This is a genomic window from Dermatophilaceae bacterium Soc4.6, from assembly GCA_039889245.1.
In the GTDB taxonomy this organism is placed as follows: Bacteria; Actinomycetota; Actinomycetes; order Actinomycetales; family Dermatophilaceae; genus Lapillicoccus.
Genome location: JAZGVH010000002.1, coordinates 3,001,245 through 3,027,999 on the forward strand (window position 1 = coordinate 3,001,245; position 26,755 = coordinate 3,027,999).

General features: G+C 72.1%; 20 protein-coding genes. 4 read left to right on the forward strand and 16 right to left on the reverse strand.

Going from position 1 to position 26,755, the window contains the following annotated elements; genetic code table 11:
- Positions 1-4: 4 nt before the first annotated feature.
- The 14 genes from V3N99_13970 to V3N99_14035 all read right to left on the reverse strand — a co-directional run bounded on the left by V3N99_13970 (position 5) and on the right by V3N99_14035 (position 16,535).
- Complete coding sequence (locus V3N99_13970) at positions 5-1,414, reverse strand: histidine kinase (protein MEO3937847.1); 1,410 nt, start codon at positions 1,412-1,414, stop codon at positions 5-7.
- 49 nt (positions 1,415-1,463) lie between these two features.
- Positions 1,464-2,141 (reverse strand): response regulator transcription factor, encoded by a 678-nt coding sequence (locus V3N99_13975; protein ID MEO3937848.1) that lies wholly within the window; start codon positions 2,139-2,141, stop codon positions 1,464-1,466.
- A 103-nt stretch (positions 2,142-2,244) separates the two neighbouring features.
- Positions 2,245-3,138, reverse strand: coding sequence for a BTAD domain-containing putative transcriptional regulator (locus V3N99_13980; GenBank protein MEO3937849.1), 894 nt, complete (start codon positions 3,136-3,138; stop codon positions 2,245-2,247).
- A 130-nt stretch (positions 3,139-3,268) separates the two neighbouring features.
- Positions 3,269-4,420 carry a cellulase family glycosylhydrolase gene (locus tag V3N99_13985; GenBank protein MEO3937850.1) on the reverse strand — a complete coding sequence of 384 codons (1,152 nt, stop codon included), beginning with the start codon at positions 4,418-4,420 and terminating at the stop codon, positions 3,269-3,271.
- Positions 4,413-5,546 carry a glycosyltransferase gene (locus V3N99_13990; protein ID MEO3937851.1) on the reverse strand — a complete coding sequence of 378 codons (1,134 nt, stop codon included), beginning with the start codon at positions 5,544-5,546 and terminating at the stop codon, positions 4,413-4,415. Before V3N99_13990 ends, V3N99_13985 begins: the two co-directional genes overlap by 8 nt.
- Complete coding sequence (locus tag V3N99_13995; GenBank protein ID MEO3937852.1) at positions 5,546-6,727, reverse strand: glycosyltransferase family 4 protein; 1,182 nt, start codon at positions 6,725-6,727, stop codon at positions 5,546-5,548. Before V3N99_13995 ends, V3N99_13990 begins: the two co-directional genes overlap by 1 nt.
- A gap of 5 nt (positions 6,728-6,732) precedes the next feature.
- Complete coding sequence (locus V3N99_14000) at positions 6,733-7,497, reverse strand: hypothetical protein (GenBank protein ID MEO3937853.1); 765 nt, start codon at positions 7,495-7,497, stop codon at positions 6,733-6,735.
- A complete protein-coding gene (locus V3N99_14005) occupies positions 7,494-10,889 on the reverse strand; it encodes a hypothetical protein (GenBank protein ID MEO3937854.1) in 3,396 nt (1,131 codons plus the stop codon). The genes V3N99_14000 and V3N99_14005 overlap by 4 nt, the downstream gene beginning before the upstream one ends.
- On the reverse strand, positions 10,889-11,275 hold the full coding sequence (locus V3N99_14010; protein MEO3937855.1) for a phosphomannose isomerase type II C-terminal cupin domain: 387 nt from the start codon (positions 11,273-11,275) through the stop codon (positions 10,889-10,891). Before V3N99_14010 ends, V3N99_14005 begins: the two co-directional genes overlap by 1 nt.
- On the reverse strand, positions 11,272-12,525 hold the full coding sequence (locus V3N99_14015) for a glycosyltransferase family 4 protein (protein ID MEO3937856.1): 1,254 nt from the start codon (positions 12,523-12,525) through the stop codon (positions 11,272-11,274). The genes V3N99_14010 and V3N99_14015 overlap by 4 nt, the downstream gene beginning before the upstream one ends.
- Before the next feature lie 60 nt (positions 12,526-12,585).
- The gene (locus V3N99_14020; protein MEO3937857.1) at positions 12,586-13,308 is read right to left on the reverse strand and encodes a class F sortase; all 723 of its coding nucleotides are present in this window, start codon (positions 13,306-13,308) and stop codon (positions 12,586-12,588) included.
- Positions 13,309-13,312: 4 nt separating this feature from the next.
- A complete protein-coding gene (locus V3N99_14025; GenBank protein MEO3937858.1) occupies positions 13,313-14,278 on the reverse strand; it encodes a DUF4397 domain-containing protein in 966 nt (321 codons plus the stop codon).
- A gap of 53 nt (positions 14,279-14,331) precedes the next feature.
- Positions 14,332-15,567, reverse strand: a complete 1,236-nt coding sequence (locus V3N99_14030; GenBank protein MEO3937859.1) for a glycosyltransferase — start codon at positions 15,565-15,567, stop codon at positions 14,332-14,334.
- Complete coding sequence (locus V3N99_14035) at positions 15,564-16,535, reverse strand: glycosyltransferase family 2 protein (GenBank protein ID MEO3937860.1); 972 nt, start codon at positions 16,533-16,535, stop codon at positions 15,564-15,566. The genes V3N99_14030 and V3N99_14035 overlap by 4 nt, the downstream gene beginning before the upstream one ends.
- A 451-nt stretch (positions 16,536-16,986) precedes the next feature.
- On the opposite strand from V3N99_14035, the gene V3N99_14040 reads away from it, so the two are divergent.
- On the forward strand, positions 16,987-18,834 hold the full coding sequence (locus V3N99_14040) for a hypothetical protein (GenBank protein ID MEO3937861.1): 1,848 nt from the start codon (positions 16,987-16,989) through the stop codon (positions 18,832-18,834).
- A 12-nt stretch (positions 18,835-18,846) separates the two neighbouring features.
- Here V3N99_14040 and V3N99_14045 read toward each other — a convergent pair whose 3' ends face one another.
- A complete protein-coding gene (locus V3N99_14045) occupies positions 18,847-20,655 on the reverse strand; it encodes a glycoside hydrolase family 15 protein (GenBank protein ID MEO3937862.1) in 1,809 nt (602 codons plus the stop codon).
- 73 nt (positions 20,656-20,728) lie between these two features.
- Between V3N99_14045 and V3N99_14050 the strand changes: the two genes are divergently transcribed.
- Together V3N99_14050 and V3N99_14055 are read left to right on the forward strand one after the other, a co-directional pair.
- Entirely contained in the window at positions 20,729-22,549 is a 1,821-nt protein-coding gene (locus V3N99_14050) for an ABC transporter ATP-binding protein (GenBank protein ID MEO3937863.1), read from the forward strand.
- Between the two features lie 10 nt (positions 22,550-22,559).
- Positions 22,560-24,881, forward strand: coding sequence for an FdhF/YdeP family oxidoreductase (locus V3N99_14055; protein ID MEO3937864.1), 2,322 nt, complete (start codon positions 22,560-22,562; stop codon positions 24,879-24,881).
- Positions 24,882-25,028: 147 nt separating this feature from the next.
- On the opposite strand, the gene V3N99_14060 is transcribed toward V3N99_14055, so the two are convergent.
- Positions 25,029-25,313, reverse strand: a complete 285-nt coding sequence (locus V3N99_14060) for a WhiB family transcriptional regulator (GenBank protein ID MEO3937865.1) — start codon at positions 25,311-25,313, stop codon at positions 25,029-25,031.
- Between the two features lie 333 nt (positions 25,314-25,646).
- Between V3N99_14060 and V3N99_14065 the strand changes: the two genes are divergently transcribed.
- Positions 25,647-26,606 (forward strand): MerR family transcriptional regulator, encoded by a 960-nt coding sequence (locus V3N99_14065; GenBank protein ID MEO3937866.1) that lies wholly within the window; start codon positions 25,647-25,649, stop codon positions 26,604-26,606.
- The last annotated feature ends 149 nt before the right edge of the window (positions 26,607-26,755 follow it).

Below are 26,755 nucleotides of genomic sequence, written 5' to 3' on the forward strand. Positions count from 1 at the left end.
CACCTCATGCTGGGGGAGGGCCACCGCGGGGGGCGGTCGGGCTCACCTCATGCTCCACCACTGACCTTGGCGATTTCTTAGGGCCGCGGAAGAGCAGCGACCTCACGCGTCGTGTCCCGGTCAGCGGGCCAGACCTCGAGTGCTCGGCCGGCGAGCAGGGGAAACGCGCCTCGAGCACCGTCCCGCACGTCGTCCCGTACGTCAGCGACAGCGTGCCGCCGAGGTCGGTCAGGGTAGCGGCGAGCAGCTGCAGCCCCATGTGTCCGTCCATCGGCTCGGCCGCAGACGGGCCTTCGCCGTCGTCCACGACCCGGACGACGTAGTGAGCCCCCGTCGGCCCCGCCGTCACCTCCATGGACTTGGCCCGAGCGTGCTTGAGGACGTTCTGCACCCCCTCCCGGACGATGCGATAGGCCATCCGGGAGACGTCGAGGGTCTGGTCCGTCGTGTCGACATGGACGCGGGTCCGAACCCCTTCGTGCTCGGCACGCAGGGCGAGGGCCTCGACCGCCTCGGCCAGCCGTCCCTCACCGAGGTTGCCGGGGTACAGCTCGGTGAGCATGTCGCGCAGCTGCGCCACGTCCTTGAGGAGGAGCCGGTGGGTCTCGCCGAGCAGCTCACGGGTCGAGTTCGCCGAGGCGTGGAGGCCGGCCGCGATGGACGGCAGGGCGAACCCGATCCCGGCGAGGTCCTGGATGACGCCGTCGTGCAGCTGCGACGCGATGCGGTGACGCTCGAGCTCGGACGCCGAGAGGGCGTGCTGCATCATCAGCTCGCGCTCGGCCAGGCCGCGGTCCACCCGCCGCGCCAGCGACAGGGCGAGGGGGAGCATCGCCAGCGCGAAGATCAGCAAGGCCGCGAAGACGAGCGGGATGAGTTCGTGCAGCAGGGCCCACTGGGCTTCGTCGATGCGCACCACCGACCAGTAGGTCTCGACCACCACGGGCAGTCCCTCAGGCGTCGTCGTGGGGGTGTACACCTCGAGGAGCTGGCCTTCGGCGACCTCCAGCGCGTTCTCGGGCTGGTCGAGGTGGGTGACCTCGGCGACCTGGGAGGAGGCAGCGGGCGTGGCGAACAGCCGGACGACGTCAGCATCGAGGACGAAGGTGCGACCGACCAGCTCCTTCTCGTCGGCCCACAGCACCCGACCCGACTGGTCCCACAGCTTGATGTGTCGGACGCTGCCGTCCTTCATCCGGCTCTCAAGGACGGACACCAGCTCGCTGTCCGGGTTGACCCGTGTCCCGGTCATCCCGTGCGCGAGCAGGGGGGTCACGGAGATGCGGGCGAACATGCCACCCCGGAGGGCGGCGTCGCGCAGCGCCGACTTGGAGGCCATGTCGCGGGCGACCCAGTTGCTGGCTGCCCCCACCACGATCAGGAGGGCGAGACTGGCGACGGCGAAGGAGATCATCGACCGTCTGACCACCGCCCCGGAGCCGCTGCGGCGGCCCCGGTGACCCTCAGGCCGAAGGTAGGGCATGGATCAGACCCCGGCGGGCCGCCATGACGACGGCCTCGAGCTGCGAGTGGGCACCGAGCTTGGCAAGGAGGTTCTTGACATGTCCCCGAGTCGTGCTGACCGAGATGCTGAGCTCGTGGGCGATGGTCCCGAGACCGACCCCGGCGGCGAGCATGCGGAGCACCTCCAGCTCGCGCGCTGTCAGCCCCGGATCCGGGTGTGGGGGCGAGGACCCCATCAGCGACCGGAGGAAACGCGGGGGCACGCTGAAGCCGCCGCGCTCCGAGGTGCGCAGCACGCTCAGGATCTCCTGGAGGTCACCGGCCTTGGGCACCAGCGCGCACGCGCCCGCTGCCGCGGCGCGCGACAGGAGCGCCGAGTCGATGTAGGCACTGAGGATGACCACCCGCAGCTCGGGGAACTCGTGGGTGAGGACGGCTGTGGCCGACACCCCGTCGCCGTCGCCGAGGCGCACGTCCATGACGACGATGTCGGGACGGTGGGCCCGCACAGCTGCCAGGCCCCCGGTGACCGACGTCGCCGTGCCCAGGCACACGAACCCCTCGACGTGGGAGAAGGCCTGCGCGAGCAGCTGGGCGAACACCAGGTGGTCGTCGATGATCAGCACCGTGGTGGCGAGGACCTCGCCAGTCGCGGAAGGCTCTGTGTGCGTGCTCACCAGTCGACCCCCGACCCTAGAGTGTGCCCCGAAGTATCCCGTGCCCACCGCCGCAGGGACAATAGCCCGATGGGCCCAGATGACGTCGTGGGGCGGCCTCAGGTCATGAGCCGGTGAGCAGACGCACGGCGGTGCGCGAGAGGTCGTTGTCGAGGGCGGGCGTTCGCAGACCGGGGACCCCCTCGAGTGCCTGTCGTAGCAGAGTGAGCAACAGCCTGAGCTCGTAGCGGTGCCGCTCGCCAGGCGCACTCCGGCTCGAGTGCGCCAACACGGCGAGGTACAGGTCGGCCGTCTCGTCCACCGGCTCCTGTCCCAGCTCGTCGACGAGCTGGGACCTCAGCCTGAGGTAGGTGCGCAGGGCCCGGTTGGTGTCACCGCAGAACCACTGCGCGCGCATGAGGTGCCGCCAGGCCTCCTCGTGGCGGGGGTCGTAGCGGATGGCGGCCTCGGCGAGGGGTGCAGCCCGTTCGGGCAGTCCCAGGGCCAAGGCGCACTGGGCCCCGCGGGTCAGGAGCGACGAGAGCAGCTGGTCGACCTCCTCGCGGGCGTCGATCGCCCACGCGGAGTAGGCCTCGTGCGGCAGCAGGCCTCCGGAGCACATCGCCAGGGCCCGCTCGCCGGAGGACACCACCTCGCAGAAGGATGACCGTGGAGCCTTGTCAGCCAGAGCCCGGAGGTCAAGGAGGTCGACCGTGCAGCGCGTGGTGTCGAGTGCATAGCCGTTGTCGGCCGTCGCGAGCACCGACGTGCGTCCGGTGCCGAGGCTCGTCCCGTGTCGCAGGACCGAGATGTAGCTCTCCAGGCCGGCGACGTACGACACCGGTGGAAGACCCTCCCAGAGCAGGTCGGCCAGCATCTCCTTGGAGAGGACCTGACCGGCGTGAAGAGCCAGGATCTCGAAGAGCTGGCGGGGCTTCGTCCCCAGCCGGCCCGACTCGAGCGTTGTGCGACCGTCGATCTTCGTTCCCGTTCCCCCGAACAGCGTGATGTGCAGCATGCCAGACCTTCCCCACGAAGTGCCCCGCTCGACGCCCCCGTCGTCCACCCAGGCCCAATGGTGATGGGCCGGCCCCCGCCCGTCCAGCCCCACCTTCATCGGTCCGGGCCCCCCCAAAATGGGGGGCGACTCAGCGCGACCCGGAGGCGACGGCTTTCAGGACGGGGAGCAAGGGGTCGGGGGGTGAGGTCAGCACCGACAGGTCGTCGGTGGCCGTGCGGTCCAGGTGCCACACGAGGTATCCCGATGCGCCTGCCCCGAACGCCGCCCGGGCCTTGGCGTCGACGAGCTGGGCCCGTCTGGCGCGCCCCGCGTCGTCAGACGCGTCGATGCCGACCTCACCGACGACGATGGGCTTGCCGAGCAGCTTCGCGATCGCGAAGGAGCAGGCGATCGGGGCGTCGCGAGCCGTGCAGGTTGCCGAGGCCGGGTCGGGCAGGGCCCCCTCCTCGCTGCCGGGCATGGCCTCGGTGTCGGAGCCCCAGCGATTCCAGTCGTGCACCTCGGTGAAGTCGAGACCGGTCTGCGCGTAGACCTCGCGGAAGTCGGCGCCGCTGGCGCCCGGCGCGCCGTTCGACTGGCTGCCGAGGGTCACGAGGTGGTGCGGGTCGGCCGCCTTGATGACCGCCGAGATGTCGCCCGCGAACGACACGAGCACACTGCGGCCCTGCGCGTCGCGCTGGTCGGTCTCGGCCTCGTTGACCATGGTCCAGCCCAGGATCGTCGGGTCGTCCTTGTAGTGCTCCGCCATGACGCGCACGTAGTCGCGGTAGGACCGCGCGGCCCACCCGAGCGGCACCTTGTAGCCCTGGCTGTACCACTGGCCGTTGTCGGCCCGCGAGAGCGGCACCCGCTTCTCGCCGGTCGAGCAGTCGCCGGGCCCGTCCTCGAGCACGGGCATCACGCGCAGGCCCGCCTTCGCCGCCGCCGCGATGAAGCGGTCGACCCCGGCGAAGTCGGTGCCGCCGGCCGTGTAGGTCTGGTAGGCCCAGAACCGCACGACCGTCGCGCCGGCCTGCTCGCGGATGGCCTTCATCGTCTCGGCCAGGGCGCTGTCGTCGAGACGGCTCTGCGGCTGGCACGAGAAGACGTCGGACGCCGCACCGTCGTAGAGGTTGAACCCCACGAACCGGTACGGGGACCCGTCGAGCGTCAGCCCCGAGCCGTTGCGCGCCACGAACGACGTCGACCGGCTGCACGCACCGAGCCCCGCCGCGAGCAGCAGCACGCACACGACCGCCGCGAGCACCCCGACCGGACGACGGTGGGGGGCCTCAGGCACGGGCGGCCAGCAGCTCGTGGTAGACCCGGTCGACCCGCTGGGCCGCGGCGACGACCCCGTAGCGACGGGCGAGGGCTGCCGGCACGGTGGCCCGCCGCGGCTGGTGCCGCAGCCGGATGACGGCCTCGCGCAGCTCCCGCTCGTCGGTCTCGGGGTTCGTCGGCAGGGGCAGCCGCACGACGTGCTCGGGCAGGGTGTCGAGCTCGTCGAGGGCAGGAGCCTCGACGTAGGCGACGGGCAGACCGTTGCCGACGGCCTCGACGACCGCCATGCCGAAGGTCTCGTCGGCCGAGGCGCTGACGAGCACGTCCATCGCGCTCAGCACGGCCGTCACGTCGCCGCGGGCGCCGAGCCAGTGCACCGAGCCGGACACCCCGAGCTCGTCGGCGAGCCGTCGCAGCGCGGTGCCGAGCACCCCGCTGCCGGCCACGACGAGCACGCTGCCCTCGCGCAGCAGCGGAGCCACGGCGCGCAGCACGACGTCGAGGCGCTTGACGGGGTCGAGCCGGCCCACGGCACCGATGACCGTGACGTCGTCGGGCAGGCCCAGCTCGATGCGCACGCGGGCACGCCCGGCCGCGTCGAAGGTCAGTGCGTCGAAGTCGATCCCGTTGTCGGCGATGGTGATCCGGCTGGACGAGACCCCCCAGCCCACCAGCCGGTCAGCGGTCGTCGTCGACACCGCGACCGTGCGCGTCGTGAGCCGCTCGAGCACGCGGTAGAGCGCGTGCAGCCACCACGTGTGGGGCCGCCCCTCGATCGTGTGCTCCATGAGCGAGTGCTCGCTCGAGACGACGACCGGGACGCCGGCGAGGCGAGCGGCGGGGATGCCCCACAGCTGCGCCGAGAGCAGGTGCACGTGCACCACGTCGGGACGGTAGCGGCGCAGCACCCGCGCGAGCCGCAGTGGCGCGACGAAGCGGCGCCAGCCCTCCATCCCCAGCACCTCGACCCGCTGCCCCGCGGCCCGCATGCTGTCGGCGACCGGACCCCCCTCGTAGAGGGCGATGGTCGCCGCGTTGGTGCTCGTGCGACCGACGAGCAGCTCGAGCTGTCGCTCGGCGCCGCCGGTGGGCAGCGACGTGATGACGTGGACCACGCGCGGTGGTCGGTGGGCGGCGACCATCAGCGGGTCGGGGGCAGCGACGACGGGTGCGTCAGTCGGCCACCGGCGGAGCGGGCCGCGAGCACGCGGTCGTAGACCTGCGCCACCCCCTGCGCCGTGGTCTCCCACGTGGGCAGCGGGATCTGGAGCCGCTGGTGCGGGCCGCCGTGGGCGGCGGTCTCGGTCAGGGCGGACACCAGGGCGTCGGCGACGACCTCGACGGACGCGTCGGCCGGTATGCCGCGCACGAGACCGTCCTCGACGAGGTCGCCGGTGCCGGCGATGTCGAGCCCGACGACGGGCAGGCCGAGGGTGACGGCCTCCATGATGCCGACGGGGTGCGCTTCATACATCGACAGAGCAGCCATGGCGCTCGCGGCACCGAGCTCGCGGGCCATCCCCAGCCGGTCGGCGGGGGGCAGGCTGCGGATCTGCACCGCGTGCTCGACCCCGAGCTCGCGGGCGAGCGCCCACAGCGGCGCCTCGTAGTCGCCGCTGCCGAGGATGACCAGGTTGGCGCCGGGCACCCGTCGCTGGATGAGCGGCAGCGCCTCGATGGCGCGGTGGTGCCCCTTGTAGAGCTCGAGCCGGCCGCTGGAGACGATGCGACCCGTCTCGGGCAGCACGTCGACCGCGGGCGCGGGCAGCGCGCCGCCGTTGGGCACCACGGTAAAGCGGTCGGGGCTGATGCCGATGGCCTCGGAGAAGTGACGCCGCTCGAAGCGGCTCACCGCGATGAGGTGGTCGGCCCGGCGCAGCAGCGGCCCGATGGCCTTCCACTGCGCGCCGCGGATGCCGGTGCGACCGGGGGAGGAGTGCCCGCCGCTGTGGAAGGTGAGGACGTAGGGAGTCCTGCTCGCCAGGGTCGACATCATCGCCACCGGCGGCACGAAGGTGTGGACGCCCTGGATGTGCACCAGGTCCCACCCGCCGCGCGCGATGACCGGGGCGATCCCGGGTGAGAGGTAGTAGTCGCGCTCGCGAGGCCACGAGCGGCGACGGACGACGCCGTAGTCCCCCATGGACTCCTGCTTCGGCAGGGTGCCGCTGCGGTCGGTGGCGAGCACGGTCACGTCGTAGTCACCGCTCGCCGACAGGCGGGAGGCGACCTCGGCCACGTGCGTCTCGGTGCCCCCCATCTCGGGGAAGAACCGTTGGACGACGTGAAGGATGCGGGGCGGGTGGGCGGAGGAGGAGCTCATGTGGGTCACCGGTCGAGGATCAGGGTGCGGAGGGGCTGGGTCTGGTCGGGGCGGTTCAGGGTGATGGTGTAGCGCCCGCTGGTCGGGAGGGCGACGTCGATGGTCGTGGGCCGCGCGGGGTCGAGCACCACGAGGGGATAGCTGACCTCGTTGCCGTCGATGGCGGTGCGCAGCTCGACCGGCCCGGCCCGGTCGCTGCCCGAGATGACGACCGGCACCGTGGTGCCCTCGACCCGGCCGAGGGACATCTGCACCGGCGGGGTCTCACCGCTCGTGACCGACTGCACCGACATCGAGACGGCGACGCCGACGACGACGACCGCGGCCACGACCCAGGGCAGTGTGCGCAGGGTCACCGCGGTATGGGCCCGGGCCCTGCGCGGCGACGCGGGCCGGGGGGTGAGCGCCGCGAGGGCCAGGGCAACCAGCGAGGCGGCCCCGAGCGCGACCGTCCACGTGGTGCGGTGCAGCCCGAGCGCTGTGGACCCGAGCACGAGACCCACCAGCACGAGGGCGCTCAGCGCCCCGCCGATGCTCACCAGCAGGGCGTCGAGCCGCCCCAGCCGGCGCATCGTGGCCAGTCGCTCGGCGGCCAGCAGCACGCCGACCAGGGTGAGGCTGCCGGTCAGCAGGGCCGGCCCGGCGAGCAGGGCCGACCCGGTGCCGGCCACGACGACGGCTGCGCGCCAGACGAGGTCGGTGCGGCGGCCACCGCGGTGGTCCACGGGTGCCGGGTCTGCCGTCTGCAGGTCGGGGGCGATGGTCGTCATCGGGTGCCTCCTTCGAGGGCGCCCAGGTCGTAGATGACGACCGAGCCGTTGTCGTAGATGGCGTCCACGCCCGGCACCGACGAGAACTTGCGCAGCGCGGCGGCCGGCACGGGGGTCGTGCGGTTGTCGCCGCCGAACTCGCCGTTCTCGAGGTAGACGCCCTGGTTGGGCAGGCCGAACGCGTCGCGGCGGTCGGCCACGAGGTAGCGGATGCGCGCCTGCTTGATCAGGGCGACGTCCTTGGGGCCGAACTCGGGGTCGAGCAGCAGGCGCGAGGCATCGACGCCGGTGCCGATGTGGGTCACGGCATACTGCCCGCCCACGGCAGCGGCCAGGAGCCCGCCGATGCGGTCGGCCAGCACGACGCTGCCACCGGGGAGGTTCTCGGCCATCCAGTTGGCGGCCGCGAGGTTGTCGGCGTCGATGCTGCGGGCGTCGTCGGAGACCCGGAAGGGGCCGGGCAGCTGGGCGCTGACCGAGCCGGCGCCGAGCACGATGCTGCCGATGAAGACGACGGCGGCGCCGGCGGACAGCACGGCGGTGCGCCAGGCACGGGCGCGGTGCTGCCAGATCCACCAGCCGACGACGAAGGCGACGCCGAGGAAGACGAAGCCGGCGGCGCGGTCGCCCACCTCAGCCGTCGAGACGGTGAGGTGACCGCCGGGGATCACCGGGTAGACGACGGCGACCAGCAGCAGCAGCACGACGAGGGCCACGCGACCACGCACCAGCGCGCGGGCCCGCCACAGGGCGGGCACGAGCACGGCGAGGGTCAGCAGGATGGAGGCGATGATGGCGGCCTGCTCCCACGGCTGGGTCAGCACGCCAGCACTGTTCTGGAAGACCTTGCGCTGCTGCTGCCCCGTGAGCACCCGCTCCACCGCGGTGACCGAGCTCTCGCCGATGGCGCCGAGGTAGCCGAAGAGGGTGTTGCCGGGGTTGAGCAGCGTGACGGTGAAGGCGGCCAGCGAGGCGAGCACCATCGCGCCGAGCGAGGCCGCGGAGCTGCTGCGGCCCCGGCGCAGGACCAGCTCGAGCGCCCACCAGAGGATGAAGACGCCGATGAGCAGCGCGGTCGTCACGTGGTGGGTGAACGAGACGGCGACGACGGCCAGCACACCCGGGAGCAGGCTGGTACGGGTGCCCTGCCGACGGCTGGCGACGAGGTAGACCGCGAAGACCGCGAGCGGCAGCGCGAGGGTCTGGTAGGAGAACTGCGAGTTGAAGAAGAGCATCTGCGGGTTGCAGGCATAGACGACCACGGCAGCGGCGCCGATGCGCCGGGAGCGGGTGACGTGGGCGACGAGCAGCAGCAGGGCCAGGGCGATGACGACCCGGCTGGCGAGCAGGACGACCACGGCCGCCGTGTGCGGGGCGACGCCCGTCAGCACCTGCACGGCGTTCGTCGCGATCTCGAGGCCGGGGTAGTAGGTCGTGATCGGCAGCAGCGAGTTCGCTTCGAACAGCTGCCCCGAGTCGCCCAGCAGGCGCAGCACGTTGGCGTGGATGAGCTCGTCGTGGAACATGAAGCGCGTGGGGTAGAGCACGAGGCGGGTCAGCTGGAGCAGCACGGCCATGCCGACGGCCAGCAGCACGCGAGTGCTGGTGCGGGCGTGGGGCATGAGCACCCCGACCGCACCCGGCACGAAGACGACGAGCAGGCCCAGCACGTAGAGGAACTGGGTCGTGCTGTCGCTGCCGACGGCGCGAGAGGTGCTCACGGCATACGACATGGGCAGGAGGCCGGCGGCCATCAGCAGCAGGCCGGGACCGGGGCCGATGGCCCGCAGCGTGCGGCGCCAGCGGCGCACCCGGGGCGACGGCGCCGGGTGGGCCGCCGCGGTGACGGGCGTGGTGGCCGCGGTGGCGGCGGCGACCGGGAGGGTAGGAGCGTCGTGGTCGATGGGCTCGAGCGTATCGCCGTCCTCGCGGGAGCGGAGCACGGTGCGACCGCGCTGCCCCGGGCGAGCGGCGAGCGACAGCGGCACCACGAGGACGAGGGCCTCGACGGCGAGCACGCAGACCCAGCCGACGGCCAGACCGGCGGCGGTGCCCGTGACGCGCAGCCCGACGTAGGCCGCGACGAGCTCGGCGACGGTCATGCCAAGCATGACCAGCGTCGCCGACGTGGTGCGCTCCTGCACCCGTCGCAAGGCGACGAAGTGGTCCTTGACCACGAAGAAGAGGCCCGCCAGCGCGAGCACGCGCAGGATGGTGACGCCCTCGGCGGAGTACTGCGAGCCGAAGACGGTGAGCACGTAGGGGGCCAGGGGGAAGAGCAGCAGGTTGGCCAGGACGCTGATGCCCAGCGAGACCGGCAGGGTGAACTTCATCCGGTCGAGCACGGCGCGCTCGTCGCCCTCGGCCGCGGCGAAGAGGCCGACCGTGATGGCGTAGGGCAGCGTGAAGACGACACCGGTCACCTGCAGCGCCGTCGTGAAGATGCCGTTCTCGCGGCTCGACACGACGATGAGCACCAGCAGGGGCAGGATCTGCAGGGGAGCCTGCAGGGTGGTGTTGAGCGCGTGGTGCGACAGCGCCAGGCGGCCGAGGCCGCGCAGGCGCTGTGGGTCGACCAGCTTGGACCCGTCCTCGAGCGCGCGGCCGCTGCGGGTGCGCCAGGCCACGAGGGGCAGCGACGCCAGGGTGCCGAGGGTCCACGCGAGGAAGATGGCCATGCCGCCCTGCTGCCCGGCCGCGGCGAGGGCGATGAGCACGACGAGCTTGGTGACGCTTGCGACGACGTTGCGCTCGGTCTGCAGGCGACCGGTGCCGATCACGAGGACCGCCTGGTCGGCGACGAGGCCGACGGCCATCAGCGCGGTGCCGACGGCGAAGAGCGCGAGCGTCGACGGAGTGCCGGCGATGGCCTCGAGGTTGGTGGCCCCGAAGCCGTGGATGGCCACGAGGGGCACGACGACCGCGAGCACCCCTGCCACGGAGCCCGCCACGGCGAGTGCGGTGCGCACGAGCACCCGCCGGTGACCTTGGTCGGTGCGGGGGAGCCGGCTGATCAGCAGCGTGCCGAGACCGACGGTGCCGAAGGTGCCCACGAGCGTCATCAGGGACACGGCGGCGCCGCCGACGCCCACGGCGCCGATGGAGAACTGCCGGGCAGCCAGGAGCCAGAAGGCCAGACCGAGCACACTGGTCAGCGCGTAGGTGCTGACCAGCGCGGCACTGATCGCCGCGATGCGGCGCAGTCCGGAACGCGGGTCGGCGCTCTCGGCGCTCTCGGTGCTCTGTGTGGCCGTGGTGTCGGCGGCGGCCGTCGTGGTCTCCACGGTGGTGGGGATCGCGTGCGGTGTCGTCACGGCCATGAGGGCCACTCCTTCCTCGTGCTCGTGCGGCTCGTGCATACGTCTCGTGCGGGTCGTGTCGGTGCTCGGCATCAACGCTGGTAGTCGTCCTGCAGCCGCTCGATGTCGTCCTCGTCGAAGGTGCCGTAGCCGATCTCGAGGATGCGCACCTGGGCTGCACCGGAGTTGCCCATGCGGTGGACGCTGCCCTGCGGCACCCACACGACCTCGCCCTGCGCCGCGCTCCAGCTGCGGTCGTCCACCTCGACGTCGACCGGACCGTCGAGCACCTGCCAGCGCTCGGCGCGGTGCTCGTGGCGCTGCTTGCTCAGGCGGGCCCCCGGGTCCACGGCGATGACCTTGACGGTCGTCTGCTCGTTGAGGGTGAACTGCTCGAACTGCCCCCAGGGGCGGTGGGAGGTCAGGGTCTCGGGCACGGTCTGAGGGATATCGGCCGTCAGGGCCATGGTGTCGGTCATCGGGATGCTCCTGTGTTGTCGTATGGGCGCTCGATCTGCGTCAGCGCCTCGAAGGTCCTGAGGGGTTCGGCGCCGAGGGGCTGAGCCGATGGGATCGGGGGGATCACGTCTGCGAGCGCGCGACGACGGACCGTGACCACGGCCTCGAGGGCGGGAGCCATCCGGTCGACGACGTGGGTCCACAGGAAGCGCTCCGCGACGCGGGTGCGGCCGGCGACACCGAGGCGGTCGGCGAGGGTGGGATCGGTGAGCAGGCGGACGAGGGCGTCGACCAGCTGCGGCACGAGGTCCTCGCCCGGCTCCACCAGCAGCCCGGTCTCGCCGTCGACGACCATCTCGGGCACCCCGCACTGCCGGGTCGCGACGACGGGCAGCCCGTGGGCCATCGCCTCGAGCACCACGAGGGGGAACGGGTCGAAGGTGGACGGCAGCACCAGGACCGAGGCGTCGGCATACAGCTGAGCCAGGGCCTCGCGGCTGCCCACCCGGCCGAGCACCTCGACCCCGGCCTGCGGCGGGATCGGGTGTGGGGTGCCGACGATCTGCAGCCGCGCGTCCGGGACGGCGGCCCGCACGAGGCGAAACGCCTCCAGCAGCCGTGGGCCGCCCTTGCGCTCGAAGTCGTTGCCGACGAAGAGGACGGTGGGGGCGGTGCCGGCGCGACGTGGCCGCAGGTCGGGCAGGACGTCGAAGTTGACGCCGGCCCCGACGACGGTGACCCGGTCGGGGGAGACCCCGTAGTCGTGCACGAGTGAGTCGCGCGTGGGGGTGGAGAACGCGAAGAGGTGGGCCGACCGGTGGTACTGACGGCGCTCTCGTCCCAGCCAGCGGCGAAGAGCCCTGCCGCGCAACGGGTTCCAGTCTGGCCAGTGGTCCGCCGACTGGCGGTGGGTGCAGTCGAGGTAGAGCACGGCGCGAGGGTCGCTCAGACCGAAGAGCGCATGCGTCTGGACCACGACGTCCACGGACGGACGGGCCCCGGCCTCGGCTCCGCGCAGTGCCGTGCCCGCTCGCCGCGAGCGCAGGGCCACCGCGAGGGCGCTCTTGTAGAAGCGCTCGACCCAGGCCCGCCGGCTCGGGCGGAAGGTCGTGGCGGCAACGAGCAGCCGCTCAGCCTGTGTCAGCTCGGCGTCGACCCGGCCGACGACGCAGTAGCGCTGCGCGAGAGCGGTATTGAGGTAGGGCGTCAACGCGTCTCCGCGGTCGGCGATCAGGACGCGCAGGCGCTGGGCGGTGGCTGCCTTCGACATGGTGTCCTTTCTGGCCAGTGGGCGGTGGAGGGTGGGGCGGTGGAGTGAGGGAGAGCGGCCTCAGGAGGCGAAGACGATGACGTTGGCCTGGTAGCCACCGCGCGAGTGGTCGTAGCTGCCGCCGCAGGTGATCAGCCGTAGGGCCGGCCCCGGGACGGGGCCGTAGGTCTGCGCCGTGGGGAAGCGGTCCTTGGCCACGGTCTGCACGGCGTCGACGGTGAAGGTGACGGCGCTGCCGTCGCGCCGGGTCACCACGATGGGGTCACCCGTCCTCAGCTCGCGCAGCCGGGCGAAGACCGCCGGGCCGGTGAGCGAGTCGACGTGGCCGAGCACGACGGCCGGTCCCTGCTGACCGGGCGCGGGTCCGCGGTCGAACCAGCCCGCCAACGACGGGTTCGAGGGCACCTCGACACTGCCGTCCGCCGCCACACCGAGGTCACCGAGGGCCGTGTCGACGCCGATCGCGGCGATCCTCAGGTGGGTCGGGCGCAGAGCGGCCGGGGCGGTCGTGGCGGCAGCGCCCCCCGCCGGCACTCGCTGGTCGTCGGTTGCCGGGCTGGTGCCGGAGGGGCGGCTCGCCCCTGTCGTGGTGGGTGTCGAGGTGGGGCTGGAGGGCGTCGATGGGGCAGCAGTGGCGCTCGGGCCCGTCCCGCCCGGCCCGTCGGCGGTCGCCGCGGCCGACGACCCCTGGGAGCACCCAGAGAGGCCGAGGACCGCGACGAGCCCCAGGGCACCGATGACGGTGCCCTGGCGCGCGAGGGTCGAGCGGGTCAGGAGGCGCATCGGGTCAGCGCACCGACCCGGTGGCGCGCACCGCGACCGGTGGGCCGGTGCGCAGGGCCCGGGTGCGACGCGACGCGCCGACGAGGCCCACGAGGCCGACGAGCAGGAGTGCGACGAGACCGGTGAGGCCCAGCGGGCCACCGAGGGTGCTGCCGCTCGCGGCCTGGGTGGTCACGGCTGCCGCGCCGCCGAGCCCCGTGGCCGCGGCGCCCATCGGCGTCGTCGCCGCCCCGGCGGCGTCGGTGACGATGGCGAGCCGGACCCCGGTGGCGCCGGTGTCGAGGGCGACCGCGGTGTAGACGCTGCCGCTCGCGAGGGTGACCGTCTGGCTCGACGACGGGCCGTTCGTCCCGGTGAGGGCGAGGGTCCAGCGGCCCTGGGGCACCGTCGTGTAGGCCGTGGTCTGACCGAGGACGGCGCCCTTGGTGATCTGGGGGCCACCCACGGCCTGCACCGTGAGGGCCGACGCGTTGGCCGAGGCGGAGAGCACCCGCACGCGAGCGGTGCCGGCGGCCGGCGGGGTCAGGTCGTCGGTGAGGACGGCCAGCCGCGGTGCACTGGCGGCGCCGAGCACTGCCACGGTGCTCGCGGTGCCGGCGCCGACCGTGAAGGAGCGGGACAGCATCGGCGACGACGCCTCACCGGCGTCGGACGAGCGGATGTCGACGACGTAGGTGCCCGGCTCGATCTTCTGGTAGGACGTCACGTCTCCGTAGGTGGCGCTCGGTGACATCACGATCGCCGTGGCCGCGCCCGTGGTGGGGCGCAGGTCGACGCGTGCGGCGCCGAAGCCGGGCACGAAGTGCCCGGCGCGGATCCACGCCTTGCCCGGGGGGGTCGCTCCTGCGGTGGTGCTGTCGGCGTGGGCCGGGCCCGCGACGACGAAGGACGCCACGAGGGCGGCCAGCAGGGAGAGCGCCACGAGAGCGGCGTTGCGGCTCGTCGTGCGGGTGGTGGACGGGTGGGTCATGAGGTGTGGCCTTCCGAGTCGGGTCGTGCTGCTGCTGGTCGTGCTGCTGCTGGTCAGGACGCTACGGGAACGGAGTCGGGGGTGACCGGTGTCTGAGGGCGGCCGAGGCCGAGCCCGTCGAAGACCCCGAGGTAGGCGTCGACGCTGTGCTCCCAGGTGTGGGGGTCGGTGTAGCGACGGCCCCTCCCCGCGGGGAGCGCCCGCAGGGCGTCCGCCAGGGCAGCGGAGTCGGCGGGGGGCACGAAGGTGACTCCCTCGTAGTCACCGGCGGCGTCGACGAGACCACCCACGGCGCTCACGACGACCGGCAGGCCGGCACTCATGGCCATGTGCAGCGGACCGGAGGCCGACGAGCGACGGTAGGGCAGGACGACCGCGTCGGCCTGCGCGAAGTGCTCGCGCACCTCGGCGTCGGTCACGTAGCGGTTGACGACGTCGATCCGGTCGCGGGCGGGCGATGTCGCGACGGCCTCCAGCGGGGCGTCCCAGCCCTCCCAGGTCTCGCCGACGATGCGCAGGCGCATCGTGTCGCGCACCTCGGCGGGCAGGGCCGAGAAGGCCTCGACGAGGTCCTCGAGGCCCTTGTAGGGCCGGATGATGCCGAAGAAGAGCAGGGTGAAGGGGTCGGCAGCGGTCGGCGGCACCGCGCTCGGCGCGCTGGTGGTGCTCATGGGTGCGCTCGTCGCGTCCTGCGCCCCGACGTGGTCGTAGGGGCCGTGGGGCACGACGGTCACGTCGTGGGTGCCCACGCTCAGCCCGTAGGCCGCCTCGAGCAGCTCGAGGTCGTGGGCCGAGTGCACGACGTGGGCGTCGACCCGCTTCAGCAGCTGCCCCATGGCGGCGCGCACGTAGCGTGTGACGCCGGGGATGCGGGCCTCACCGGTGTCCTGCACCTCGTGCCACTCCATGACGACCTTGGCGCCCTGGCGGCGGGCCAGGGAGGCCAGTCTCAGGTAGCTGTGCAGGGTGGCGCCGGTCCACCACTGCAGGACGACCACGTCGGGTCGACGCTCCTGCAGGAAGCGGCGGGAGCGGGTCATCGACGCGCCCCAGTACCAGTCGAGACCCTCGAGCACCGTGACGTCGGCGTCGTACGTGACGTCGTTGACGACCTGGCCCACCCGGTCACGGCCGGGGTAGAGGGCCTTCGGCACCAGCCGACGCACCAGCAGCGCGTCGGTAGGCACCCGCTGGGCGAGCGCGTTGGTCAGGCGACAGGTGTAGTAGCTGATCCCCGAGGTGAACCGCCAGCCGGCCCCGACGACCAGGACCCGGGGCCCGCTGGTCATGCCGAGTCGCGCTGCAGGCGTGCCGCGTCCTGCAGACGGTCGCCTGCCTGCGTGTGCTGCACCGAGATGGAGTCGGCCGTCGGCACCGACTGGTGCGACTTCCCACGCCCACGACGCTCGGTCAGGATCGTCTTGAGCACCCGGAAGCCGTCGCGGAAGGTGTTGAGGTTGCTCTCACCGTGGATGCGCTGCAGCTCGACGCTGGGCACCTCGTGGATGGCGAGGTCGGCTGCGGCCACCCGGCAGTTGATGAGGGTCTCGATCTCGAAGCCGTCACCCCACTGGGCCTGCTCGCCCGCGCTGGACGGGATCGCCAGCGTCGGCAGGATGTCGCGCCAGAAGGCGTTGTAGCCGTAGCAGAGGTCGGTGTAGCGGGTGCGGAAGAGCACGTTGACGACCGCCGTCAGACCGCGGTTGCCGGCGTCACGCAGCCAGGTGATGTCCTCGCTGCCTCCGTCGGCGATGACCCGGCTGCCCTTGGCGAAGTCCGCGCCCGATCGCAGCGCCTCGACGTAGGCCTCGATCTCGGCCGCGTCGGCCGATCCGTCGGCGTCGAACATCACGATGACGTCACCCGTCGCCGCCTCGAAGCCGCAGGCGAGGGCGTTGCCCTTGCCCTTGCGGGTCTGCTGAACGAACCGGGCCTGCGGCAGGATGCGCGCCACCACCTGGGCGGTGTCGTCGCTCGAGTGACCGTCGACCACGATGACCTCGTGGACGTCGGGCAGCAGGGGGAGGACGATCTCCAGGTTGCGGGCCTCGTTGCGGGCCGGGACGATGATCGTGATGGTCGGCTGGGCCGCCCGGCGCGAGGCCGGTCCGGAGTCCTGATGAGTGGAGGCGGTCACCGTGGGGCCGCTCACGGTGGTGCCGGTGGTGGTGGCGCCGTAGCGGTGCTGCTCGCGATCAGGGTGGCGCTTCCACGCTGTGCGTGGGGTCGAAGTGGCACGATTAACTGTTGAGGTCATGAGTCTTCTCCAATAGGTGGAAAACGCAACGACCCAGTACCCCCGGAACTCGCCATTGATGCCCGACCACGTCCTCGTGGTGGTCTGGATCTTCGAAGCGCTTGCAGGAAGTGCTTCGGTCAACATCCTCCGTTCGGATGGGGATGTCTGTCCGAGGATCCCAGATGATTGAAAAGTTCACTGACAGCACCCCCTATCAAAACGCGATGAAAAGGACTTAACGTGCCAGAGTCTGTCCGTGGCCTATGCACGTGCGGCCACATGCTGGACGCTCACCAGCATTTCCGCTCCGGGTCGGACTGTGGCCGCTGCGGTGCCGAGCGGTGCCCGCGCTTCGCGCCCGTCCGGGGCGTGGGCGCCTGGTGGCGTCGCCTGCGGCGTGACCGTTCGGTCGGGTAGGACCGTCCCTTTTGTCCATTCCATATGGTCATGAATCGGTCATTCTCGTGAGGTGCCCCTCTTCGCGAACCGCCGGTGCGTCCTCCTGCCTCGGCCGGTCCGGGTGCTCCTCGCCCTCGCCCTCGCCCTGGCCCCGTCAGCCGCCCCCGCCACCTCGCACGCCCTCCCGGTAGGGATAGCCCCCGTGTCGTCGCCTGCTGCGGACACCGGCTTCGTCACCCGCAGCGGCTCGTCCCTGATCCTCGGCGGGCGCCCCTTCCGCTTCGCCGGGGCCAACCTCTACTGGACCGGTCTCGACGAGAACGTCGGTGGGGTCGACCCCGACGGCCCGCGCTCCGTCGACTACCCCTCCTTCTTCCGCATCCGCGACGGGCTCCGGACCGCGCGGCAGCTGGGCGCGAGCGTGGTGCGGGCCCACACGGTCGGCATCTCGACGGGCACCCCCGAGTCGCTCGAGCCGTCGTTCGGCGCGACCAACCCGTCGGCCTGGGAGACGATGGACTACACCGTGGCTCAGGCCGGGCGCCTGGGGCTGCGGCTCATCGTGCCGCTGACCGACAACTGGAGCTACTACCACGGTGGGCGCAACGACTTCCTGCGCTGGCTGGGGCTCAGCACCGACGACCACGGCTCGGCCTTCTACACCGACCCGCGGGCGGTGGCGGCCTACCAGTCCTACGTGCGCCAGCTGCTGACCCACGTCAACCGCTTCACGGGCCTGCGCTACGCCGACGACCCGACCGTCATGGCGTGGGAGCTCGGCAACGAGATGGACTACGCAACACCCGAGTGGGTGCAGGACAACGCGCTCTTCGTCAAGAGCCTCGCCCCGTCGCAGCTGGTGGCGGCCGGTCGCTCCTGGCGGGTCGACTGGGCTGTGATGGCCTCGCCTGCGGTCGACATCTCCGACTCCCACTACTACCCCCTCGACGTCGCCGCCGTGCGCGAGGACGCCGCCGCCGTGAGCGGGGCCGGCAAGGTCTTCATGGTGGGTGAGTACCCATCGACCGACGCCACGGACGACGCCCTCTCCGCGCTCGCTGCCGACCCGAATGTCGCTGGGGCTGCGTTCTGGTCGCTGTTCCCGCACGCCGACCACTATGGCTTCGTGCGGCACGACGACGGCTACACCCTGCACGTGCCCGGCGACACCTCGGCCATGCGGGCGACCGTCTCGAGCATCGAGCGCTTCGGTGCCGCGCTGGCCTCGGCACCCGGCGGCTCCCCGGTGCCGACCGGGCCCGACGTGGGCCTGGTCGAGCCACCGGTGGTCACCGCCGTGACGTCACCGTCGAGCCCCGGCGGGCGTCTGGTGAGGTGGCGTGGCAGCGCCGGTGCCGCGGCCTACCGGGTGTCGTGGACCAGCGGGAAGGTGACGTCGGTGGGGCCGCTGCTGCCGGCGCAGGTGACGAGCTGGTCGCCGCCGGCCCCGAGCGCCGACGCGACCTACGTCGTCGCGGCGCTCGACGCGAGCGGCGGCACCTTCTCCACCTCGACCCCGGTCCGGGTCCCCCTCGACGGCGCGACGGTCACCGACCCGCTCGAGGACGTCTACCTGACGTCCGGTCGGTCGGTGGGGCTGGTGCGCACCCCGCGCCCGACGGGTGTGGCGCTCGCCCCGACCCCCGGTGCCACGGGGTGGGTGACGTGGCCGACCGCTGGTGCCGTGGCCGCCCGCCTCGTGCTCACCGGCTCGCTCGCCGTCCCGCCGGTGGTCGAGGGCCGGACGAGCGCTGGCGACTGGGTCGCGCTGCCCACGACCTCGGTCACCCGCGACCACGGCTCGTATGCCGTCTCCCTCGCCCTCGCCCCGACGTCCCCCTCGACCCAGCTGCGGCTCAGCTGGCCTGCAGGCAGCGGCTTCGCCCTGACCCGGGTGGTGCTGACCACTGGCGGCTGAGGGCTGGCTCCGTCAGCGCTGGCCCGTCCGCACCGTGATCGCCGCGTTGACCAGTGCCAGGTGCGAGAGGGCCTGAGGGAGGTTTCCCAGGAAGGCACCCGTGGGAGGGTCGACCATCTCGGCCAGCACTCCCACGTCGTTCGGGGTCGCCACCAGCTCGTCCATCAGGGCCACCGCCTCGTCGTGCCGCCCGACCAGGACCAGCGCCGAGACCATCCAGAACGAGCAGGCGACAAAGCTGCCCTCGCGGTCCGCGGCGCCCGAGAAGCGGTACAGGTGGGGTCCCACGCCGAGCTCCCGGCGCAGCGCGTCCAGCGTCGACGACATGCGCGGCCCGCGGTCGAAGCCGCTGATCGCGTGCAGCACGATCGAGGCGTCGAGCTCGTGGGTGCCGGGATAGAAGACGTAGGCCTGCTGCTCGTCGTCCCAGGCGTGCTCGTCCACCCACGCTCGGATGCGGTCGGCCTCGCGGCGCCAGCGGTCGGCGTCTCCGGGGATCTGGCCGAGCTCGGCGAGGTGGGCGGCCTGCGTGAGCGCCTGCCAGCAGCCGAGCTTCGACGTCGTGTAGTGCCGGGTCTCCTCGAGCTCCCACATGCCCGCGTCCGGCTGGTGCCAGCTGTCGGCTGCGTGGTCGGCGATGCCGGTCAGCACGAGGGACGTGCGGTGGTCGAGCAGGTGGCCGTTGTCGACCCACAGCGTCACGATGCTGAAGACGTCGCCGAAGACGCCGAGCTGCAGTTGGCTGGCCGCCCGGTTGCCGGCGACCGCGGTGCCGGTGCGGCGCCATCCCGGTACGTCGAGCGGCCTTACGGTGTCGCCGGGGTCGCTGCCGTCGAGCCGGTAGAAGATGCCCGGCTCGCGCCCGTCGGGCCCGCCGGAGCTGAAGGCGCCGATGGTGCGCAGCATCCACGAGATGGCGGCGTGCGTCTCCTCCCGCACGCCGAAGCGGAAGAGCGCGGTGAGGCTGTAGGCCGTGTCGCGGACCCAGGCGTAGCGGTAGTCCCACGCGCCATAGCCGTCGAAGCCTTCCGGCAGCGACGTCGTCGCCGCCGCTGCCATCGCCCCGCTGGGCGCGAAGACGAGCAGCTTGAGCAGCAGGGTGCTGCGGGTGACCTGCTCGGACCACGGCCCGTCCCAGTGCAGCTCGTGGCTCCAGCGTTCCCAGGAAGCGATCGTGCGGTCGACCCCGCGGTCGAGCTCATCCGGGTCCGGGAGCACCAGGGGCTCGTCCTGCGCGGCCACGAAGCCGAGCAGGTGCCTCGATCCGGGTGAGGTCGTGTAGGTCACGCGCAGCCCCGCGTCGTCGACCTCGATGCCGTCGTCGGCGAGGGTCCGCGGCGCGATGGTGAGCCCCTCGACCCGCAGGATCGTCCCGTGGATCGAGCGGAGCGCCCACGGTGAGGCGGTGCCGAAGCAGGTGCCGGGGGCGATCTCGCCGCGCAGACGCACCGACCCCTCGAGCCCGTCGATGCGCCGGGCCAGCTCGAGCCACGGGAGCCGTCCGGCGACACCGGTGTTGAGCGAGTCGGTCACCCGCACCGAGCCGTGGGCGGTGGTGAAGGTCGTCGTGAGCACGTTGGTGCCGGGCACGTAGGCGCGCTCCACGGCATACGGGGCCTCGGGTGAGAGGGCGACGTAGCCGCCGTGCGGCGCGTCGAGCAGCGCGGCGAAGGGGGCCGGGCCGTCGAGATCCGGCACCGGCAGCCAGTCGATGCGCCCGTCGTGGGCGACGAGGGCGACAGTGCGGCCGTCACCGATGGCGGCGTAGGAGGCGAGGTCGACGTATCCGTCGGCGTCGCGGTCCGGGTAGGAGAGGGGCATGCTCCATCAGTACCCCGCGCGGGGCGGGCGCAGCGACCCGGCCCGGCCCGCCCGGCGGCCGTAGGCTGGCGACATGGGTCGACGGACGCGATCGCCATCCACGACCCCCGCAGCGGAGTCGGCCCCGGCCGAGGTGCCCGCCTGGCGAGTGCTCGCGTCGTATGCGCGGCCCCACTGGCGGATGCTGCTGGCCGGGGGAGCGCTCAGCCTCGCCACGGCCGCCAGCGGGCTCGCGCTGCCCCTGGTGGTCCGCGAGCTCATTGCCGCGTTGGGGACGAACCGTGGGGTCACCGGGCTGGTGGCGGTGATGACCCTGCTGGTCGTGGCCAACGCGGTGATCGGAGCCCTGGGCGGCTACGTGCTGCGGCGCACTGCCGAGTCGGTCGTGCTCACCGCGCGGCGGGGGCTGCTCACCCGGCTGCTGCGGCTGCGGCTGTCGGCGGTGGAGCGGCACGAGCCGGGCGACCTGATGTCACGGGTGACCGCCGACACGACCCTGCTGCGCGAGGTGATCCTCGGGTCGCTCGTCGGCGGCGTCACCGGCCTGCTGACCTTCGTGGCGACGCTGGTGCTGATGGCCGTGCTCGACCTCGTCATGCTCGCCGTGACGGTGGCCTCCGTCGCGCTCGCCGTGCTCGTCGTCGCCCTCGTCGTGCCGCGGATCAACCGGGCCTCCACGCTCGCGCAGGAGTCGGTGGGCGCCATCGGGGCCTCGCTCGAGCGGGTCTTCGGGGCCTTCCGCACGGTCAAGGCCTCCGGCGCCGAGGAGCGCGAGGCCGCCCGTCTCGACGCGGCCGCCGAGCAGGCGTTCGGGGCCAGCGTGCGGGCGGCGACGTGGGGCGCCGTGGCCGGCAGCGCCGCCGGGCTGGCCGTGCAGGTCGCCTTCATCGCCGTGCTCAGCGTGGGTGGCGCCCGGGTGTCGTCGGGCAGCATCGGCATCGGCACCCTCGTCGCCTTCCTGCTCTACGTCTTCTTCCTCATCGCACCGGTCGGGCAGCTCGCCGGCGCCGTGACGCAGTACGGCGTGGGGTCCGCAGCCGTGGCCCGCATCCGCGAGGTCGACGCCCTCCCGGTGGAGCCGGCCGAGCCCTCCCGTACGGAGACCCGCCGCCCCGCCGACTCGGGCGCCGCGTCCGTCACCTTCGAGGACGTCCACTTCCGTTACGCCGCAGACCTACCCGCGGTGCTCGAGCAGGTCGGCTTCGCCATCCCACCCCGCGGCCTGACCGCCTTCGTCGGGCCCTCGGGGGCCGGGAAGAGCACCATCCTGTCGCTGGTCGAGCGCTTCTACGAGTGCGACCGGGGGCGGGTCGTGGTGGACGGCACCGACGTCCGTGACTGGCCGGTGGCGCTGCTGCGCGCCTCGATCGGCTACGTCGAGCAGGACGCCCCCGTCCTGTCGGGCACCCTGCGCGACAACCTGGTGTTCGCGGCACCGGAGTCCACCGACGACGACGTGCAGCAGGTGCTCCACACGATCCGGCTGGCCGCGATGGTGGCCGCCCTGCCCGAGGGGCTCGACACGACCGTCGGCCACCGCGGGATGAAGCTCTCCGGGGGCGAGCGCCAGCGGGTCGCCATCGGGCGGGCCCTGCTGCGCCGACCACGACTGCTGCTGCTCGACGAGGCGACCTCGCAGCTCGACGCGGTCAACGAGGCGGCCTTGCGCGAGATCGTCTCCGACGTCGCCCGCACCACCACGGTGCTCGTCGTCGCGCACCGGCTCTCGACGGTGACCGCAGCCGACCGGATCGTGGTGATGGAGGGCGGCCGGGTGCGGGCGGTCGGCACCCACGCCGAGCTGGTCGACGACGACCTTCTCTACCGTGAGCTGGCGGCGACGCAGTTCCTGACGACCCCCCTCCGGGGTGTGGCCGCACCACCCGTGGGGTAGACAAGGGGTCATGGCGCTCAATCTGCGATGGAACGGTCCGGTCGACGAGATCGACGAAGACGACCTCAAGGTCACCCACCCCAAGACCTGGGCGGTCGGGCTGCCGGCGATCGCCGTCGCGATGAAACGGGCGACCCAGTCGATGGGTCCTGTCCGCACCGCCAAGACCCTGCTCAAGCTCAACCACGTCGACGGCTTCGACTGCCAGGGCTGCGCCTGGCCCGACCCCAGCCCGGATCACCGCCACACGGCCGAGTTCTGCGAGAACGGCGCCAAGGCGGTCGCCGAGGAGGCGACCACCAAGAAGGTGACGCCCGAGTTCTTCGCCCAGCACTCGCTCGCCGAGCTCGAGGGCCACACCGACTACTGGCTCGGCCAGCAGGGGCGCATCACGCACCCGATGGTCAAGCGGGCCGGGGCCACGCACTACTCCGAGGCGACCTGGGACGAGGCGTACGGCGTGATCGCCGACCACCTCAGGGGTCTGGCCAGCCCCGACGAGGCGATCTTCTACACCTCGGGCAAGACCTCCAACGAGGCCGCCTTCACCTACCAGCTCCTGGCGCGGTCGTTCGGCACGAACAACATGCCCGACTGCTCCAACATGTGCCACGAGTCGACGTCGGTCGCCCTCTCGGAGACCATCGGCATCGGCAAGGGCAGCGTCTCCCTCGACGACGTCCACGACGCCGAGCTGATCGTCATCGCAGGACAGAACCCGGGCACGAACCACCCCCGCATGCTCCAGGCGCTCGAGATCGCCAAGAACCACGGCGCGAAGATCATCGCGATCAACCCGCTGCGCGAGGCAGGGCTGGTGAAGTTCGACAACCCGCAGACGCCACGCGGCATCGTCGGCGTCGGCACCGAGATCGCCGACCTCTTCCTGCCGGTGCGGATCAACGGTGACCTCGCCCTCTTCCAGGCGTTCGGCGCCCTGCTGGTCGAGATGGAGGACAAGGCCGCCGCAGCGGGTCGCCCCGGCACCGTGCTGGACCGCGACTTCATCGAGCAGCACACCACGGGGTACGACGCCTGGGCCCAGCACCTGCGTGAGCTCGACTGGGACGCCGTGGACCGCGCGACGGGCCTGCGCCGTGACGAGATCGCCGAGGCGGCGCGCATGCTCGCGGCGTCGACCAAGACGGTCTTCTGCTGGGCGATGGGCATCACCCAGCACCGCAACTCGGTGGCGACCATCAAGGAGATCGCGAACCTGGCGTTCGCCCAGGGCAACATCGGCAAGCCCGGCGCCGGGCTCTGCCCCGTGCGCGGTCACTCCAACGTGCAGGGCGACCGCACGATGGGCATCTGGGAGAAGGTCCCCGACGGCTTCCTCGACGCGCTGCGCGACGAGTTCCACTTCGAGCCCCGGCGCGAGCACGGGCTCGACACCGTCGACTCCATCCGGGCCCTGCGCGATGGCAAGGCGTCGTTCTTCATGGGCATGGGCGGTAACTTCGTCTCGGCAGTGCCCGACACCGTGGTCGCCGAGGCCGCCATGCGCAAGGCCACGCTGACCGTGCAGGTCTCGACCAAGCTCAACCGCTCGCACGTGGTCTGCGGCGAGACCGCGGTCATCCTGCCCGCGCTCGGCCGCAGCGAGAAGGACCTCACCGGTGGCCGCGTGCAGCGGGTGACGGTCGAGGACTCGATGTCGGCGGTGCACGCCTCGCACGGCCCCCTCGAGCCGGCCAGCCCGATGCTGCGCTCCGAGGTCGACATCATCTGCGGGCTCGGTGAGGCGGTGGCGTCGACCGTCGGCGACATCCCGTGGGCCGACTTCCGGGCCGACTACTCCCGCATCCGGGAGTCCATCGCGCGCGTGGTGCCCGGCTGTGCGGCCTACGCCGAGAAGGTCGAGCGGCCCGGCGGCTTCGTGCTGCCGCACCCTCCCCGCGACTCCCGCACCTTCACCAACCCCGAGGGGGCGGCCGTCTTCACGGTCAGCCCGACCGACGTGCTGCACGTGCCGCAGGGCCGCCTGCTGCTGCAGACGATGCGCAGCCACGACCAGTTCAACACCACGATCTACGGCCTCGACGACCGTTACCGCGGGGTGAAGAACGGCCGGCGCGTGGTCTTCGTCCACCCCGACGACATCACCGCGCTGGGCTTGGCCGACGGCGCTCTGGTCGACCTCGTCAGCGAGTGGACCGACGGCTCGGAGCGCCTGGCCCCCCGCTTCCGCATCGTCTCCTACGACACCCCCCGTGGCTGCGCGGCGGCCTACTACCCCGAGACCAACGTGCTCATCCCGCTCGACCACACCGCCGTCGGCAGCAACTGCCCGTCGTCGAAGTCGGTCGTCGTGCGGCTCGAGGCTCTCTAGCTCTCGAGGTCTCCGGGACTGGTGGGGGTCGAGTCGGTCGAGCGAGAAGACCGCCCCCTCGTAGACTGTGCCGTGCCCCACCACTGGGGGCACGGCACAGTCTGCGTCGGGTGAGGTGCGTGCGCCTGACTCCGCAGGCCGGAAGCGTCAGCCGGTGGCGCGCAGCGACAGATGGGTGCGCTCGGCGGCGGTCGTGCCACCCCAGATGCCGTAGGTCTCGGGGATGGCCAGGGCGTGGGTGAGGCACAGCGCCATGACGGGACAGCGAGCGCACATCTCCTTGGCCTCACGGGTGCGGCTGGAACGACGCTGCTGTCCCTGCTCGCGGTCCTCGGTGAAGAAGCTCTCGGAGCTCAGGCCTCGGCAGAGGCCCTGCTGCTGCCAGTCGTAGGAGCGCAGGGCGGGGGCGGGGAAGGCGGAGAGGGTGCGCAAGGGGAGCTCCTCCAGGTGAGGTGGTCGCGGTGGGAGGTCGGAAAGGGCGAGGAGGGACGAGGCGGGAGTAAATCGTGATACGTCGCTTTTGTCGTAGGGGGAGAACCTATGCAGAAAGTTGTTCACCGCACAAGACCTATGGGGTCCTGAGTCCTAGAGTTGATGTGCAGACGTTTAAGAGGCCGAAGACAGCGGGTCGGCGTCAGCAGAGGATGTGTCGCACCCATGGCTGAATCCCTGAGTCATCAGGGCGCGGTCGATCCTGATGACCGTCGTCGTCCCGCTGCCGCAACCCCCGTCGCACATCCCACTCCCGACACCGACCGAGGTTCGATGCCGAGCCAACTCAGCTGGCCAGTGGGCGTCGTCGCCGACCGCGTCGGACTTGCCCCCTCCACCCTGCGATCGTGGGAGCGCCGCTACGGGATCGGCCCCAGCGAGCGCACGACCGGCAACCACCGGCGCTACTCCCACGTCGACGTCCTCCGCGTGCTCGCCATGGCGCGGCTCACGGCCTCCGGTGTCCCGGCACAAGCTGCCGCGTCGGCCGCACTGGCCCTCGGGAACGACGACCTGCTGAGGGAGGCTCCGGAGCGGTCCGGGCTCGAGGGTCCGGCGCACGAGGAGAGCAGCCTCGCCGACGACGGCGCCCCGTCCTCCTACCGCAAGGTCGAGGCCGACCCGCTCCCGGCGACGTCGCGCGCCATCGTCTCGGCGGCGTCCGTCCACGACGCGGCGACCCTCAGCCATCTCCTGCGTCAGGTGATGCGTGAGCCCGACCTCATCGGTGCGTGGGAGAACACGCTCGCACCGGCCCTGCGCATGATCGGCTCCCTCTGGGAACAGGGTCAGATGGGCATCGACGCCGAGCACCTGGCCAGCGAGCTCCTCGGCTCCGAGCTGCGCGCGATCACTCGCGCAGCCGGGTTGCGGCTCGCGTCGGTGCCGGTGCTGCTCGCCACCGCCGACGACGAGCAGCACCACCTGCCCGTCCTCGCCCTGGAGGCCGAGCTGGCCCGGCACGGGGTCGCCTGCAGCTTCCTCGGCCCCAGGATGCCGAGCGAGGCGATCTCGCGCGCCGTCGAGCGCACCGGCAGTGACCGGATCTTCCTGTGGGCCTCCATGCCGCGGGGCCGGGACACCGCTGTCGTCACCGTGCCGCCGGGCGCCCACCCGGTGCGAGTCGTGCTCGGCGGGCCCGGCTGGCCGCACGAGCTGCCGCAGGGCATCGGCCCGGTGGAGGTCGTGCGCGTCCCGTCGTTCCGAGGGGCCTTCGACTCTCTGATGAGCTGAGGTCACGGGCACGAGGCACGTCCTGACCCACCGCGCACTCCTCGCAACTCCGCGCTAATTTTGTCATGGTGGCACGGATATAACGGCAATTGTCCTGTGGTACCTACGGAATTCACTCTCGTCAACGGTGTCGCAGCCCCGGACAGCGG